Source organism: Serratia sp. CY55921, from assembly GCF_052167655.1.
Lineage (GTDB): Bacteria > Pseudomonadota > Gammaproteobacteria > Enterobacterales > Enterobacteriaceae > Serratia > Serratia ureilytica.
In genome coordinates this window covers 508,053-525,541 of record NZ_JBJNMU010000001.1, presented here as the reverse complement: position 1 = coordinate 525,541, position 17,489 = coordinate 508,053, and the positions used below count along the sequence as shown (strand labels likewise).

Genomic DNA, 17,489 nt, shown 5'->3' with positions numbered 1-17,489 from the left:
GGCGACTAGCGGGTAGAATGCGCAAGGAGCTATGAGCTCAATTCATAAATCTACGCGCGACAGTGCGCTCACCCTCCTCTTCGGTGCCGATATGTTGAAAGAAAACTTTAACGATCTGATCGCTTTCCTGATGGTGGCCAGGGAGCGCAGCTTCACCAAAGCGGCGGCACAGCTTGGGGTTTCCCAATCGGCGCTCAGCCACGCTATTCGCGGCCTAGAAGAACGCCTGGCGCTGCGTTTGCTCACGCGCACCACTCGCAGCGTCGCCCCCACCGAGGCCGGTGAGCGGTTGCTCAACAGCATTGGTCCACGCTTTGCGGAGATAGAAAACGAGCTGAACGCGCTGGGTGAAATGCGCGATCGGCCCGCCGGCAACATCCGCATCACCGCCGGCGAACACGCGGTGGATGCGGTGCTATGGCCGGTGCTGCGCACTTTTCTCGTCGATTACCCGGATATCAACGTGGAAATCACCATCGACAACAGCCTGACCGACATCGTCGCCGGGCGATTCGACGCCGGCATTCGGCTGGGGGAACAGGTAGCGAAGGACATGGTCGCGGTGCGCATCGGGCCGGATATGCGCATGGTGCCCGTCGCCTCCCCTGACTATTTCGCCCGTTACGGCCTCCCCGCTACGCCGCAAGCGCTGCAAAACCATCGCTGCATCAACATGCGCCTGCCCACCCTCGGCGGGCTGTACGCCTGGGAATTTGCCCGCGATGGCCGGGAGATCAAAGTGCGGGTGGAGGGGCAACTGACCTTCAACAGCCTGCGCCAGCGAATCGACGCCGCGCAGCTCGGCCTCGGCATCGCCTTTGTGCCGGAAGATACCGTCGCCGAGCCGCTGGCCGACGGGCGGTTGCAGATGGCGCTGGACGACTGGTGTCCGCCGTTTCCCGGTTATTACCTCTATTATCCAAGCCGCAGGCAACACACCACCGCCTTTGCGCTGCTGATTGAGGCGCTGCGGCGCGGGGCTTAACGCCCGACGTTTTTCTGCAGATGCGCCGGGTAGCGATCGCCAATCACGTCGATAGCGGAGAGCGCACGCTCAATCTCACCCAGTTCGTCCGCCGCCAACACCACCGACGCCGCCGCAAGATTTTCTTCCAGCCGGTGACGCTTGGTGGTTCCCGGGATCGGCACGATCCACGGCTGCTGCGCCAGCAGCCAGGCCAGGGCGATCTGCGCCGGCGTCACGCCCTTGCGCTGCGCTATCTGCCCCAGCACGCTCACCAGCGCCTGATTGGCCCGGCGCGCTTCGGCGCTGAAGCGCGGCACCACGTTGCGAAAATCGCCGCTGTCAAAGGTGGTGTCCTCGGTGATGGCGCCGGTGAGAAAGCCCTTGCCGAGCGGGCTGAATGGCACCAGACCGATGCCCAGCGCTGCCAGCGTCGGCAAGATTTCACGCTCCGGCTCGCGCCACCACAGCGAATATTCGCTTTGCAGCGCCGTGACCGGTTGCACCGCGTGAGCTCGCCGAATGGTTTGCGCACCGGCTTCCGACAGGCCGAAATACTTCACTTTCCCTTCGCGAATCAGTTGCTGCACCGTACCGGCCACCTCCTCGATAGGCACCTCGGGATCGACACGGTGCTGATACAGCAAATCGATCGTCTCCACCCGCAGGCGCTTCAACGAACCTTCCACCGCCTGGCGAATATGCTCCGGACGGCTGTTCAACACCTGCTGCCCCGCCGGCTGCGGCAAGTCGAAACCGAACTTGGTGGCGATGACGACCCGATCGCGCACCGGCGCCAGCGCTTCGCCCAACAATTCCTCGTTCGTGAACGGACCGTAAATCTCCGCGGTATCGAAGAACGTCACGCCTTCGTCGACCGCGGCGCGGATCAGATCGATCGCCTGCCGTTTATCGGTGGCCGGGCCGTAGCCAAAGCTCAGTCCCATACAGCCCAACCCCAACGCCGAGACTTCCAGCCCTTCGCGCCCCAATTTGCGTGTTTGCATCTTCACTCCCCCACTGATTGATACCGGCCCCGCCTGACGCGGCGCCGTTCCGGTGTGGTGACTGTAAAACGCGACTGCCGCCATGACTATGGGGCGAAATACGCTTGAGCTTATGAACCAGGCTCATGAATCAAACGTCATCGTTGAGCACTTGTCCGATCGCCTCCTCACACTGCAAAATATTATGATGATGACAGGCCAGCGGGATAATCTTGAGCTGCGCGCAAACCGCGCCCAGTCCATTATCTTCCAGCGCCAGCAGCGGCGCCGTTATCGCCTCCGGCAACTGCGGGTTACCCTCCGTCGCCTTAAACAGCGTCACTTTCGTGGTCTGCAATCGGCGGCTCAGCCTTCCCTCTGACAGCCGCCGCTCCGCCTGCCCGGCGGCCATGGCGCGTGTCGCCGCCTCGCCCTCGATGCCCAGCGCAGGCAGCAGTTGCTCCAGCGGCAGCTCCGCCGTGGTCTGCCGATAGAAGCTGTCCAGCAGATACAGCTGCACGTTACGGCAGCCGCGCGCCTCCAGGCGAGCGGCGATCTCCAGCGCGATGATGCCCCCCAGCGACCACCCGAGAATGCGCACCGGTCCGGCGTCTTGCAGCAGGCCGGCGGCAATCATGTCGTTCAAATACCGTTCGGCCAGCTCGCCGAGCGAGTCGATGGTCGGTTGATGGTAAAGATTATGGTTATCGACGCCATAGCAATTGAGTCGCCCTTGCAACGGCTGAGCGAAAGCATGAAACGCCTCCGCGCCCACCAGTGCCGGGTGGATCATCCACACAGTGGGCACGCCGTCTGTCCGGCGGTTAAGCGGCATGACCAAACGGCGCTCGTTGGCGGCCAGCAGATTTTTCAGGGTGCGGCTTTGCAACAGCTGCACCACCGGCACCGGCGCGGCCATCAGCGCCCCCATGCCGACGCACAGGGAGATCGCCTTGATCGAAGTGCCGCCCAGCAGGAAGAAATCGTCCGTCATGCCGACCTGCTCGCACTGCAGCGCCTCCTGCCACAATGCGCACAACTGCTGCTCCAGCGCGTTCGCGGGAGCGACATAGGCCTGCGGTTCCCTCACCGCCGGCACAGGCAACGCCTTGCGATCCAGCTTGCCGCTGGAGTTGTACGGCAACGCTTCCAGCCGCACCAGCGCCGCAGGCAGCATGTATAGCGGCAATTGCCCGCTCATAAAGGCCAGCAGCGCCGACTCCTCCAGCGGCGCCTCACTGACGTAATACAGCGCCAGACGCTGCCGATGCGCCTCTGACAGCACCATGGCGCAGCAGGATTTGATCGCGCCGAACGCCAGCGCACATTGCTCGACCTCCCCCAGCTCGACGCGGTAGCCATTGATTTTCACCTGAAAATCCATACGGCCGAGGAACTCCAGATTGCCGTCCGGCAAATAGCGCCCGGCATCGCCGGTGCGATAAAGCCGCTCCCCCAGTTCCGGATGGTAGATGAATTTTTCCTCGGTCAGCGACGGATTGCGGTAATAGCCGCGCGCCACGCCGGCCCCACCGATGTACTGCTCCCCCGGTAAGCAGGGCGGCAACACGCGCAGATGGCGATCCAGCACATAGAAACGCTGATGGGCCATCGCCCGGCCATAAGGCACGCTGGGCGCCAGGATCGGCGTTTTCGGAATGTCGTACAAAATCGACCAAATGGAGCTTTCGGTCGCGCCCCCGGCGCTGACTACCCGGCACCCTGGCCGCCATTGGCGAATGCGCGCCGGCAGTGAACGCGAGATCACCTCGCCCACCAGCACCACGTTGCGCAAATGCGGCCACTGCGCCTGCGACGCGTCGGACTCCAGCTGCTCCACCAGCAGCGTCATCACCGAAGGCGCGGAATTCCAGAAGGTCACCCCCTGAGTCATCAACAACCGATGCCACGCCTCCGGCTGATAGCGTTCGGTTTCGGACGGCATCACGATGGCGCCGCCCACCGACAGCAGGCCGAAAATATCGAACACCGAAATGTCGAAGCTCAGCGCGCTGAGCGCCAACCCGCGATCGTCCGCGCCGAGTTCCAGCTGGTGCAAGGTATCGATGATGCTGTTCACCGCGCCGCGATGTTCTATCGCCACCCCTTTCGGCGTGCCGGTAGAACCGGAGGTGAAAATCACATAGGCCAGCGCGGAAGGCGCCGGCAAGACCGGCTCACCCGGCGCCGCCGGCGGTAACGCGTTGACCGCACCTTGCGGATCGATCGTCAACAGTCTGGCGTTACCGTGGGCCGCCCACGCCCGGCTGCTGAGGATAATCCGGGTCTGCGACTGCGCGACGATATCCAGGCGGCGGCGTTCCGGCCAGGCGCCGTCCAGCGGCAAATAGGCCTTGCCGGCCATCAGGATCGCCAGCACCGCAATGATTTGCGCCCGCCCTTTGTCCACCATCACCGCGATGGTGTCGGCGCGCATATCCGCATGCTCGCGCAGCTGCAACGACAGCACCAACGCACGCCGATACAGCTCACCGTAGTTCAGCTCACCCCATTCATCGACAATCGCCACCCGCTGCGGATCGCGCTCGGCCTGACGGATAAAATCATGATGGATGGCGCGTTCGAAATCGTAGGCCGGCGGACAGGATTGACGGAAGGCGCGCTGCCGCGCCATTTCACTCGCCGATACCAGCGCCAACTGACTGACGCGCTGCTCCCCGTGATTGACGATCTGCGTGAGGATCGTCAGATAATACTCACCCAACAGCGCCAGCGTGGCCGGTGCAAACAGGGCGGTGGCATAGTTGAAGATCGCCCTGCCGCCTTGCGGCGCCGACTGTATGCTCAGCGTCAAATCGAATTTGGCCGCCTGATAGTGTGTCAACAGATCCTGCGGCGCCAGCCAGGCTGGCGCTTCACCCGCCTCTTCCAGCGCGAACAGCGTCTGAAACAGCGGATGGCGCGACAGATCGCGCGGCACCTGCAGCAGCTCAATCAACTGATCCAACGGTAAATTCTGATGCCGCTGCGCCTGCAGCACGCCATCAAAAACCCGATGCACATAATCGTTCAGCGACGCCGCATCGTCTATTTGCGAGCGCAACGGCAGCGTATTGACGAAGAATCCGATCGCCGAGCGGGTCTCCGCCACCGGCCGGTTAGCGACCGGCGTGCCGACCAGAATGTCTTGCTGGCCGCTGAAGTAACCGAGCAGCAGATTAAAGGCCGCAAGATACAGCGCAAACGGCGTGACGCCTTGCCGCCGGGCGAACTGCGTCGCCTGCATCGTCAGGGCCTCCGGCAGCGCGATGACGTGATTGGCGCCGCGATGATCGAAGCGCGCCGGCCGCACGAAATCGAGCGGCATCTCCAGCGCCTGCCACCCATCCAGCGCTTGTCGCCAATACGCTTTCGCCTCATCCGCCAACGCGGAGTCCAGCCAGCGCCGCTGCCAGACGGCATAGTCGCCATATTGCAACGGCAACGCCGCCAGCTCAGCCTCCCGCCCTTGCCGCTGCGCCTGATACAGCGCATCCAACTCCTGCAGCAGCACCGGCTGCGACCAGCCGTCAAACGCCAGGTGGTGCACCAGGATCAGGCTGTAATTCACCCACCCACCATCCGGCTGCGCCACCTGGTAAACGCTCGCTCTGATCGGCAACTCCGCCTCCAGGGCAAACGGCCGATCGATATCCTGCCGCAGTCTGTCCGGCCAGCGCGCCGCCTCCAGCGCCACGCGCTCCAGCGATAGCGTTTGTTCACAGGCCCGGGCGACGGCAATTTGGGACGGCTTCTGGGCAATCAGGCTGTGCAACACCTGATGCCGGGCGACGACCGCCTGCAGACTGCGCTCGTAAGCCGTCAGACAGACATCGTCGCCGAGACGGAACAGCATCGGCACATGATAAAGATTGCCGCCGCCGTTCAGGTTCTCGATAAACCACAGCTGCAGCTGTGAAGCGGAGAGCGGATACTCGCGTTGCCGCAGCGGCGGGATCGACATCGGCGCGACGCCCTCCCCCTGCCGCAGCAACGCACGGCACAATGAACGGATCGTCGGGAACCGGCCCAGCTCGCTCAACGTCACCTCGATCCCCAACCGCTGACCGATCTGGTAACAGGCCTGGATCGCCAGAAGGGAATTGCCGCCCAGCGAGAAGAAATTGTCCTCCACGCCGATATCCTGCCGCTGCAACAGATCGCGCCACACCGCCAGGCAAGCGTTCTCCCGCTCGTTCTGCGCCGCGACAAACTCGCGCGCCGTCCTTTTCGGCGGCGGCAACGCCTGTCGGGCTATCTTGCCGTTTTCGGTCAGCGGCAGCTGTGCCAGCTGCATCAGCGCCTGCGGCACCATGTAAGGAGGCAGTTGGCTGCTCAAATGCTGCGCCAAATCCTGCGGGGCGATCGCCTCATCGGCAACGAAGTAAGCGGCCAGACAGGGCTGAGGGTCGGTGACGAGCACGCAACAACAGGCGGTCACCCCCGGATAGGCAAGCGCGGCATGCTCTATTTCACCCAGCTCGATGCGGTAGCCGTTCAGCTTGACCTGCTGATCGAGACGCCCCAGGAACTCCACATTGCCGTCCTCGAGCCACCGGCCCGCGTCGCCGGTGCGATACACCCGCTCCTGCAGCTCCTCATGCCAGAAGAAACTCTCGGCGGTGCGTTGCGGATCGCCGTAATACTCGCGCGCCAACCCTTCACCGGCCAGATAGATCTCCCCGCGCACGCCCGGCGCCGCGGGCCGTCGTCCGGCATCCAGAATGTAGCAACGCTGGTGCGGCAACGGTTTACCGTAAGGGATGCTGACCGAGCGAATTTTCTCGCCTCGCGGCACCTCATACAGCATGGTGAAGATCGCCGCCTCCGTAGCGCCGCCGGCGCTGCAGAAGCGGACGTGCGGCGCCCAGGCCAGGCAGCGTTCCGGCAGCGAGGTGGCGATCCAGTCGCCCCCCACCATCACCGCCCGCAGCGCCGGCGCAGGCCCGGCCGCCAGCCCCGCGCCGTTTACATAGTCCAGCAACAGCTCCATCAGGGCAGGTGCGCTCAACCATTGCGTCACTCGATGTGTCATCATCAGCTGATACCAGGCTTGCGGATTGACCCGATCTCGCTCGGCCGGCATCACAACCGCACCGCCCGCGCTCAACGGGCTGAAAATATCGAAGATCGCCAGATCGAAGCTCAACGCGCTGAGCGCCAGGCTGCGATCCCGCTCGTTGAACCCAAAATACCGCCGAACGCCTTCCAGCATGTTCACCGCGCTGCGATGTTCGATCGCTACGCCCTTGGGCGTGCCGGTCGAGCCCGAAGTGAAAATGATATAGGCCAGGCTGTCAGGACCGGCCTCCACCGCCGGCAGACGCCTCTCCGGCAGCGGCAACTGCGCCGCCAGCCCGCCGGCATTCAGTTCGACCAGGTTGATCTCGTCGCAGGCCCAGGGCGCATCGCTGAGCAACGTATTGATGCCGGCCTGCGCCATCACCTTCAGCCGCCGCTGCGGCGGCCATGTCGCCTCCATCGGCAAAAACGCCTTGCCGCACATCAGCGCCGCCAACAGGGCGATCGGCTGCCGGCGCCCCTTGTCGGCGACGACGGCGATGGCGTCGCCGGTCATCTTGCCCTGCACACGCAGTTGAGTGGCCAGCGTTAACGCCGCCTCGTGCAGTTCGCCGTACGTCATTTCCCCCTGCGCGTCGATCACCGCGACGGCCTGCGGATTGCGCTGCGCATGCCGCACGAAATCCTGTTGCAGGCAGCGTTCAAACGCATAGCTAAAGGCCGGCGCCGCAGGCAGCGCCGGGCTCTGCGGCTGCAGACGAATATTTTCCAGCGGCCAGTCATCGTGGCGCGCCATCTGTTGCAATAGGGCGAGATAGTAGCCGGCCAACCGATCCATCGACGCTTTGCTGAACAGCGCCGACGCGAAGTTGAAGCGCGCGCGCATCTGCTCCCCCTGCGGCGTCAGCGTGAGCGTCAGATCGAACTTGGCGGTGCGCTCATCCGCGCTCAGATCGACCACCGACAGCCAGTCCGGACGCGTCGGTGCGCCGCTCTCGCCCTCCAGCGCGAACATGACCTGGCACAGCGGATGCCGCGAAAAGTCGCGCGGCAGCGCCAGAGCGTCCACCAGCGCCTCCAGCGACAGCGTCTGATGCTGCTGCGCCCGCAGCGTCGTGGCCGCCACCTCTCGCACAAACTCGGCGACGCCCTGACGCGAGTCGATCTGCCGGCGTAAAGGCAGCGTATTGACAAAGAACCCGATCAGATTCCCCAGCTCAGGGCGATTGCGGTTCGCCAGCGGCGTACCCACCATGACATCGTTCTGACCGCTGTAGCGGGCAAGCAACAGCATGAACCCCGCCAGCATCACGGCATGCAGCGTCACGCCCTCTCGGCGCGCCAACGCCTCCAGCACCTTCACCAGCGCCGCCGGCAGCGGCACTTCGCTGTTGTCGCCGCGTACGTCGAAGACCGCCGGCCGCAAAAAATCCACCGGCAGCGAGAGCGGCTGCCAACCCGCCAGCTCTCGTTGCCAAAAGGCCAATTCGTCGGCCCGGCGCTGCACATTTTCCGGCGCGTGTTGCCAGCAGGCATAGTCGAGGTATTGCAGCGCCGGCTCTGTCGCCTTATGCCACGTTCCCCGATAGCGCGCGTCCAGCTCCTGCAGCAGCACCTCAAGCGACCAACCGTCAAAGACGATGTGATGGAACACCAGCAGACAAACGGCCGTTTCCCCGCCCGCCGCATCGCGGTAACGATAGCGCGTGGCGCGCAGCGGCAGCTCGCGCGTCAAATCCATCGGCCGGCTGCAGGCCTGCGCCAGCGCCATGTCAAACTCAGCGCTGCTCACCGTCAGCAAAGGCACCGGCAGCACGGCGTCGCTGACCCACTGGCTGGCTTCGCCCCGCTCATTCTGGCGAATCAGGCTACGCAGGATCTGGTGGCGCTCGACGATCGCCTGCAGACAGTCCGCAAAACGTTGGTCATCGATGTCCGGCGCCAGCCGCAGCAGCACCGGCGACAGATAGTGCGTGGCGTCCGCCGACAGTTGCTGAACAAACCACAATCGCGACTGCTGAAGCGACAGCGGCCCCTCCCGCAGCCCGCCGACGAGGATGGGCGGCTCATCCGACGGCGCCTGCCGTTGAGCGGCGATATGCTCGCTCAGCGCGGCCACCGTCGGATGCTGATTCAACGTCAGCACCGAGATCTTCGCCCCCGGCAGTTTATTCACTTCGTGACACAGCCTGATGGCCATAATGGAGTTGCCGCCGAGGCGGAAGAAGTTGTCGTCCATGCCGACATGGCCGCCCAGCAGCCGATTGAACAGTGCAGAAAGCTGAGTCTCCAGCGGCGTGCCCGGTTGGCGAAACGCCGTTTGCCGCTCCACCGGCAGCGGTTCCGGCAATGCCCGGTAATCGACCTTGCGGCTCACCGTCAGCGGCAGCGCCGACAGCGCCGACAGCGCCGACGGCAACATATAATGCGGCAGCTGCGCCGCCAGGCGTTGCAAGATGTCGCCGGCCTGCGGCGTCGCGCCGGGCTTCGGCACATACCAGGCCGCCAGTTGGTCCGTCGTGCCGGGGCGCAGGGTCACCACCGCCTCGGCCACCTCGGGCAGCGCGCGCAGCTGCATTTCGATCTCGCCCAACTCGATGCGATAGCCGTTGATCTTGATCTGCTGGTCGTGTCGCCCAAGATAGTCCAGGCTGCCGTCGGCCAAGCGCCGTACCCGGTCGCCGGTGCGATACAGGCGCCGGTAAGGCTCACGCAGTTCAAAAGGATTGGCAACGAATGCGGCTTCCGTCAGCGCCGGCAGGTTCAGGTATCCGCGCGCCAGGCCGACGCCGGCCAGACACAGCTCGCCCTCCGCCCCCAGCGGCATTAGATTGTCATGCTCGTCAACCACATAACAACGCATATTGGCGATGGCGTGGCCGATATTGCGCGCGCCGTTGCGGCGATAGATATTCAGACTGGCGCTGACCGAAGCCTCGGTCGGGCCGTACAGATTGGCAACCTGCATGCCGCAGGCCAGGTAATGGTCGAGCGCCTCCTGCGCGGTCGCCTCGCCGCCGGTCGCGAGATAGCGCACCGAAGCCGGCAGGTCTGGCAAGGTGCCAAGCAGCGCCGGCGGCAGGAAACAGGCTTCGATGCCCCAGGCCGCCATTTGGCCGCACAACAGCGCCGGATCGCGCCGCTGCGCCTCGCCCGCGATGAACAGCCGGTGGCCGTTGCTCAGGGCCATGAACACTTCAAACACGTGCGCGTCAAAGGCCAGCGACGCGAACTGCAGGCAGTTGAGCGCGCCCGATTCATTGCGCAGCAAACGCTGCGTATGGCCCCGCACCATGTTGGCCGCGCCCCGGTGTTCACACAGCGTGCCTTTCGGCCGCCCGCTGGTGCCGGAGGTGTAAATCACGTAGGCCAATTGCCGGGCTTCGACATTCGGCAGGCTCGCGGCATCCGCATCGGCAAGCGGTTCATCTGCCGCCAGGCAAACGCCGTCCGGCGCCAGTCGCTGCGCCGCCCCTTGCAATGCGCTTTCCGTCAGGACGATGGGGCTGTTCACCTCTTGCAGAATATATTCCAGGCGCTGCGCCGGCGCCGCGGGATCCAGCGGCACATAGGCACCGCCCGCCTTCATGATGGCCAGCATCGCCACCACCGCTTCCGCGCTGCGCTGCAGATACAGCGGGATCAGCGTCTCTGGCGGCATGGCGGCGCCGCGCAACCGGCGATATTCTTCCCTCAGCCGTATTGCCAGGCGATCGCTGCGCTGCGCCAGTTGGCGGTAGCTGAGCGAACCGTTGGCATCGGTTACGGCGATGCGTTCCGGATGACGGCGCACCTGGCGAGCCACGCCGTCGAGCAGTGTCGCTCCTGGGTCGGCCGTGTCCGGCTCGCTCTCCCAGGCGTCGCGGCAGCGTAAAACCTGCTGCGCCGTGAGCTGCGGCCACGCGGCTATCGGCGCGTCCGGTTCGGCTAGCGCACGCTGCAATAGCCCGAGATACTGCTCCGCCATCTCCGCCATTTGCGTGGCGTCGAACAGATCGGGCCGATAACGCAGGCGAAACTCAAAGGCCTGCTCGGTCGGCTGATACTCCAGCAGCAGTTCCGAACCGGCCAGATCGACGTTGTAACGGTGATTGACGCCGATGCGGCAACCGTCAAGCGCCAGCGGCGCATCTTTCAGGTAAGCCTGAGTGAAATTGACGTTCAGCTCGCGCACCGGGCTGAGGTTCAGCATGTCATAAACCGGCAATTGGCTGTGCCGCAGCTTGCCCGTCACCTTGAGCGCTTTGCTGTAGGCCAGCGTCGCGCGGTACAGCTGGTTGAACGTGGCTTGCGGGGCGAGCGTTAAGGGAAACACCGCGGTGTTGACCTGGGCGCCGAAGAACAGCGGCTCGCCGCCGTCCGGCGCGACGGGATAACCGATATGCACCGTGTCCTGCGCGGATTGCCGGGCGATCAGCAACGCCCACAGCGTTTTGAATATCAGGAATGGGTTGGCATACCTGACGCCGGACTTCAGCGCCTGCCACTCGGCGAACGGCAACGTAAAGCGCACTTCGCCGGCGCCGGGTGCTTCGGGGGCTTCACCGGGGAGATAAGGCAACGCTACGCGCGGGGCGCATTCGGCCAACCGGTCGCCCCAGAATGACGCGGAAGCGAAGTCCTGCTTCAACGCCGCGATATCCGCCTCATAGCGCCGGTACAATCGACAAATGTCCGTTTCATCCGCCTGCGGCGGCGCCACGGCAGCCCCGCGATTGTAATAGGCGGAAACGGCGTTGTAGAACTCCTGGCCGGACAGGCCGTCGATCAGGATGTGATGAACGACAATGATCAAATTATAGCGCTGCGGCGCCAGCTCAATCAGGTAGAAGCGGCACAGCGGCCCCTCCCGGAGATCGAACGGCGTATTGATTAATTTGCCGACATCGCAATCGGCATCAAGCGTTTCCAACGCAATTTTCTTCTCCGTCTTTACCCAGCGTAATTGCGGCGAGCTGTCGTCGAGGACATGGTGAAACAGAATATAGTCCCGGCACACGCCCTCGACCGCCGCGCGCAGTCGATCGACGTCCAGCGCCCCCTCAATGGTCTGATCCAGCACCAGGTTGTACTCGCAGGAGTGTGGATTGAGGACGTATTCATTCCAAAACGTGTGGGTATAGGGTGAAGCGATGATCGCGCCCATGAATCAATTCCCTTTTAATATATTCCAATAATATATGAATAGATATTTATGCATGGCATAAATACCGTGATGGTTATGCGATTGAGCTGTTAGGCGAAAACTTAAAAAACATAAGAGCGAATATTATTTTATTTTTATAAAAAATAAAGCCACAAAAACACAAATAAACTAAAACCAACAAAAACAATGACATAAAAAATAATTTGTCATTTCAAAATGATTCACGGATTTTCATTCATAAATAAAATAACTATTGTAAATAAATTAAAAACAAAGATAGGAATATATTTAATATAAATAAATTTAATTTAAAGGCATCGCGGGGAAATCGATAAAAAAGAGAATCTTCTTAAATGAAAACCCGCATCTTTCAGTTGCGCTATTCCAAAGCGTACGGTGTCGGAATATCCTATACTCGTTGCAGGATGCAGTTTCCCTCCCATTGAATGCCAGTACAGGGAGTCACAAATGGCTATTTTCGCCCACTTGCGGGCAATTTTTTCAGCATTATTGGCAGAATTATCTGATGAATAAAAAACGTCCCGTCTTGACCCCGGCAACCCTGTTATTGCTGCAGCCGGTCTGCATCGGTTCGGCCCTGGCGGCGGATCAGAAAGACAGCGATACGCTGGTGGTAATGGCGCAACCCATCGGATTGACCGAGCTGGGATCGCCGGTGTCCGTCAGCGTGATCGACGGCCAGGACCTGCGCAACGCCGCACCGCAGATTAACCTGTCGGAAAACCTTGGCAGCGTGCCGGGCCTGCAGCTTCAAAACCGACAAAACTATGCGCAGGATCTGCAGCTGTCGATACGCGGATTCGGCAGCCGTTCGATGTTCGGCGTGCGCGGGGTGCGCATGTACGTCGACGGCATCCCCGCCACCATGCCTGACGGCCAGGGACAAACCTCCAACATCGACATCAACTCCGTCGAGCGCATCGAGGTGCTGCGCGGCCCCTATTCCGCGCTGTACGGCAACGCTTCGGGCGGGGTGATCAACGTTGACACCCAGACCGGCGCCCAGCCGCCAACGCTGGAGGCCGGCAGCTATTTCGGCAGCGACAACACCTGGCGCTACGGGGTGAAAGCGACCGGCGCCACCGGCGACGGCACCCAGGCCGGCGACGTCAACTACGCTATCTCCGGCACCCGCTTCACCACTCAGGGCTATCGCGATCACAGCGCCGCGCGGAAAAACCTCGGCAACGGCAAGCTCGGCGTGCGGTTGGACGACGTCAGTACCCTGACGCTGATGTTCAACAGCGTCTCCATTGACGCCGGCGATCCGGGCGGCCTGACCGAAGCGGAATGGAAGGAAAACCCGCGCCAGGCGCCGCGCGCGGATCAATACAACACCCGCAAGTCGCTCGATCAGACCCAGGCCGGTCTGCGCTATCAGCGCCAGATGAGCGAGCGCGACGAACTGACGCTGACCGCCTACCACGGCGAGCGCCACACCACGCAGTACCAATCCATTCCACGCGGGCCGCAGCTCAACCCTACCCACGCCGGCGGGGTGATCGTGCTGGAAAGAAAATATCAGGGCATTGACACTCGCTGGAAGCATGAGGATACTCTCGCCTCGTTACCGGTAACACTGATCGGCGGTCTGGATTATGAAACCATGACCGAACGCCGGCAGGGGTTTGAAAACTTTATTCTGCGAGACGGCACAGTGGACTACGGCGAGAAAGGCGACCAGCGGCGCAACGAGAAAAACCGCATCTGGAACCTGGATCCTTACCTGCAAACCTCCTGGCAACTGACGCCGCACTGGACGCTGGACGCCGGCCTGCGCTACAGCACGGTCAGCTTCGACTCGACCGACTACTACATCACGCAGCGCAACGGCGACGACAGCGGCAGCAAACGCTACCACCAGTGGCTGCCGATGGGCTCGCTCAACTATAAAATCAATCCGGCGTGGAACGTTTATCTCTCAGCCGGCCGCGGCTTTGAAACCCCGACCATCAACGAACTCTCCTATCGCCCCGACGGCCAGGCCGGCCTGAACATCGGTCTGCAGCCGTCCACCAGCGACACCGTCGAACTGGGCAGCAAACTGCGCCTCGGCAACGGCCTGGTGAGCGCCGCCCTGTTCCAGACCGATACCGACAACGAGCTGGTGGTGGCGGAAAGCAGCGGTGGGCGCACCAGCTACGCCAACGCCGGCAAAACCCGGCGGCGCGGCCTGGAACTGGCGCTGGATCAAGAGTTCGCGCTGGACTGGCGCCTGCATATGGCCTGGACGCTGCTGGACGCCACCTACCGCAGCGAGATGTGCGGCAAAGCCGTTTGTACCCCGGCCCAAACCATTCCCGCCGGCAATCGCCTGCCGGGCATCGCCCGCAACATGGGCTACGCCTCGCTGGCCTATGCCCCGCCGGAAGGCTGGCACGCCGGCGCGGAACTGCGCTACATGAGCGACATTCAGGCCAATGACGCCAACAGCGCGCAGGCTCCCTCTTACACCGTGGCCGGCGTAAACGCCGGTTATCGCTTTACCTGGAACCGCTGGGCGCTGGACGTGTTCAGCCGGGTGGACAATGTTTTCGATCGCCGATACGTCGGTTCGGTGATCGTCAACGAAGGCAACGGCCGCTACTTCGAGCCGGCGCCGGGGCGCAACTGGGGTGGCGGCGCCACCTTGTCTTATCGCTTTGAATAAGGCAAAGCACCTTAAGGTTAAAAAACGGGATGGGTTTTACGTCACCCTAGCGGCTTCTCGCTGAAATAATAGGGAGAAACCGCGTGTTTTTTCCGATTTGGCTTAATCTCTAAATCGGGGACTTTCATTTTTGGTAAGGGTATTGCTATGCAAAATAAAGCGTCACTATCGCCGCTTATCGTCATAACGGCGCTGTTTGCCGCGCTGAGCGGGCTTTATCTGCTCGGCGGCGGCATCTGGCTGGCCAAGTTGGGCGGTTCGCTGTATTACATCATCGCCGGGCTGGTGCTGCTGGCGACCTCCTGGCTGCTGTTCCGCCGCCGCGCCACCGCGCTGCTGCTGTACGCGGTATTCCTGCTGGGCACCACGATTTGGGCCCTGTGGGAAGTGGGCCCGGACTTCTGGGCGCTGACGCCGCGCCTGGACGTCACCTTCTTCTTCGGCCTGTGGCTGGTGTTGCCGTTTATCTACCGCAAGCTGGTGGCCAACGGCAAATTCGCCTACGGCGCGCTGAGCGCGGCGCTGGCGATCACCGTCATCGCGCTGGCCTATGCCGTGTTCAACGATCCGCAAGAGATTAACGGCACCCTCGACGCCGCCCAGGTACAACCGAAAGACGCCACCGGCGCCGACTGGCCGGCCTATGGCCGCACCCAGGAAGGCACCCGTTACTCGCCGCTGAGCCAGATCAACGACAAAAACGTTGGCCAGCTGCAAGAGGTTTGGCGTTTCCAGACCGGCGATCTGAAGACCGCCAACGATCCGGGTGAGATCACCAACGAAGTCACGCCGATCAAAATCCGCGATACCCTTTACATGTGTACGCCGCACCAGAAGCTGTTCGCGCTGGATGCCGCCACCGGTAAAGAAAAATGGAAGTTTGATCCGCAGCTGAAATACAACCCAACCTTCCAGCACATCACCTGTCGCGGCGTGTCTTACCACGAAACCGCCGCAGCCGCAGGCGCCGCCGGCGACGCCGCTCCGGCGATGTGCGCACGCCGCATCATTCTGCCGGTCAACGACGGCCGTCTGTTCGCACTGGACGCCGAAACCGGCAAACCCTGCCCGGACTTCGCCAACAACGGTGAGCTGAACCTGCAGAGCAATATGCCGTATGCGACGCCGGGCCACTATGAGCCGACCTCGCCGCCGGTGATCACCGATAAAGTGATCGTCGTCGCCGGTGCCGTGACCGACAACTACTCCAACCGCGAGCCTTCCGGCGTGATCCGCGGCTTCGACGTCAACAGCGGCAAGCTGCTGTGGGCCTTCGATCCGGGCGCGAAAGATCCGAACGCCATCCCGGCGGACGAGCACCACTTCGTGCCGAACTCGCCGAACTCCTGGGCGCCTGCCGCCTATGACGCCAAGCTGGATATCGTTTACCTGCCGATGGGCGTTTCCACTCCGGACATCTGGGGCGGCGATCGCACCCCGGAAATGGAACGCTACGCCAGCGGCCTGTTGGCGCTGAACGCCTCCACCGGCAAACTGGCCTGGTTCTATCAGACGGTCCACCATGACCTGTGGGATATGGACGTGCCGGCGCAGCCGACCCTGGCGGACATTACCGACAAGAGCGGTAAAAAAGTGCCGGTCATCTATGTGCCGACCAAAACCGGCAACATCTTCGTGCTGAACCGCACCAACGGCGAACTGGTGGTGCCGGCGCCGGAGAAACCGGTACCGCAAGGCCCGGCCAAGGGCGATCGCCTGTCACCGACCCAGCCGTTCTCCGAGTTGACCTTCCGTCCTGAGAAGAAACTGACCGGCGCCGACATGTGGGGCGCGACCATCTATGATCAGCTGGTCTGCCGCGTGATGTTCCACAGCCTGCGTTATGAAGGCACCTTCACCCCGCCTTCCGAGCAGGGCACGCTGGTGTTCCCGGGTAACCTGGGCATGTTCGAATGGGGCGGCCTGGCCGTCGATACCGATCGCGAAATCGCCATCGCCAACCCGATCGCGCTGCCGTTCGTCTCCAAACTGATCCCGCGCGGCCCAGGCAACCCGATTGAGCCGCCGGAAGGCGACAAAGGCGGCAGCGGCACCGAGTCCGGCGTACAGCCGCAGTATGGCGTGCCGTTCGGCGTCACCCTGAACCCGTTCCTGTCGCCGTTCGGCCTGCCGTGCAAACAGCCGGCCTGGGGTTACATTTCCGCCGTGGATCTGAAAACCAACGACATCGTGTGGAAAAAACGCATCGGCACCGTGCGCGACAGCTCACCGTTGCCGCTGCCGTTCAAAATGGGCATGCCGATGCTGGGCGGCCCGGTGACCACCGCCGGTAACGTGTTCTTCATCGGCGCCACCGCGGACAACTACCTGCGCGCCTTCAGCGTGACCAACGGTGAAAAACTGTGGGAAGCGCGCTTGCCGGCCGGCGGCCAGGCGACGCCGATGACCTATGAGGTCAACGGCAAGCAGTACGTGCTGATCTACGCCGGCGGCCACGGCTCCTTCGGCACCAAGCTGGGCGACTACGTGGTCGCTTACGCCCTGCCCGATCAGAAGTAACCACCGCCGTTAGTACCCCGCAAAGCACGCCGCAAGGCGTGCTTTTTCTTTTCCCGCCCCGCCGGCTGCCCCCTCGCAATACCCTTAATTTTTTCATCTCCATTATTGATAATGGTTATCATTCGCAATATTATACCTCTGCGGCCCCGGCAGCGGCTGCGATCCTCTCCAGCTTAATGG

Annotated in this window: 5 protein-coding genes; 3 read left to right on the top strand and 2 right to left on the bottom strand. The window is 62.6% G+C overall.

Annotation, left to right across the window (positions count from 1 at the left end):
- Positions 1-91 precede the first annotated feature (91 nt).
- The gene (locus tag ACJ8M3_RS02445; protein WP_033644309.1) at positions 92-985 is read left to right on the top strand and encodes a LysR family transcriptional regulator; all 894 of its coding nucleotides are present in this window, start codon (positions 92-94) and stop codon (positions 983-985) included.
- On the opposite strand, the gene ACJ8M3_RS02440 is transcribed toward ACJ8M3_RS02445, so the two are convergent.
- Together ACJ8M3_RS02440 and ACJ8M3_RS02435 are read right to left on the bottom strand one after the other, a co-directional pair.
- Positions 982-1,971 (bottom strand): aldo/keto reductase, encoded by a 990-nt coding sequence (locus tag ACJ8M3_RS02440; protein ID WP_033643631.1) that lies wholly within the window; start codon positions 1,969-1,971, stop codon positions 982-984. The genes ACJ8M3_RS02445 and ACJ8M3_RS02440 overlap by 4 nt on opposite strands.
- 130 nt (positions 1,972-2,101) lie before the next feature.
- A complete protein-coding gene (locus tag ACJ8M3_RS02435) occupies positions 2,102-12,118 on the bottom strand; it encodes an amino acid adenylation domain-containing protein (protein WP_442514600.1) in 10,017 nt (3,338 codons plus the stop codon).
- A 526-nt stretch (positions 12,119-12,644) separates the two neighbouring features.
- Between ACJ8M3_RS02435 and pqqU the strand changes: the two genes are divergently transcribed.
- Both pqqU and ACJ8M3_RS02425 read left to right on the top strand, forming a co-directional pair.
- Positions 12,645-14,789, top strand: a complete 2,145-nt coding sequence (gene pqqU / locus ACJ8M3_RS02430) for a TonB-dependent receptor PqqU (RefSeq protein WP_033650792.1) — start codon at positions 12,645-12,647, stop codon at positions 14,787-14,789.
- Between the two features lie 147 nt (positions 14,790-14,936).
- Entirely contained in the window at positions 14,937-17,309 is a 2,373-nt protein-coding gene (locus tag ACJ8M3_RS02425; protein ID WP_033650791.1) for a glucose/quinate/shikimate family membrane-bound PQQ-dependent dehydrogenase, read from the top strand.
- Positions 17,310-17,489: the final 180 nt, after the last annotated feature.

Excerpts from the sequence above, each read along its gene's own strand:
- ACJ8M3_RS02445 (WP_033644309.1), top strand. The coding sequence starts at position 92 with ATGTTGAAAGAAAACTTTAACGATCTGATCGCTTTCCTGATGGTGGCC.
- ACJ8M3_RS02440 (WP_033643631.1), bottom strand. The coding sequence starts at position 1,971 with ATGCAAACACGCAAATTGGGGCGCGAAGGGCTGGAAGTCTCGGCGTTG.
- ACJ8M3_RS02435 (WP_442514600.1), bottom strand. The coding sequence starts at position 12,118 with ATGGGCGCGATCATCGCTTCACCCTATACCCACACGTTTTGGAATGAA.
- pqqU (WP_033650792.1), top strand. The coding sequence starts at position 12,645 with ATGAATAAAAAACGTCCCGTCTTGACCCCGGCAACCCTGTTATTGCTG.
- ACJ8M3_RS02425 (WP_033650791.1), top strand. The coding sequence starts at position 14,937 with ATGCAAAATAAAGCGTCACTATCGCCGCTTATCGTCATAACGGCGCTG.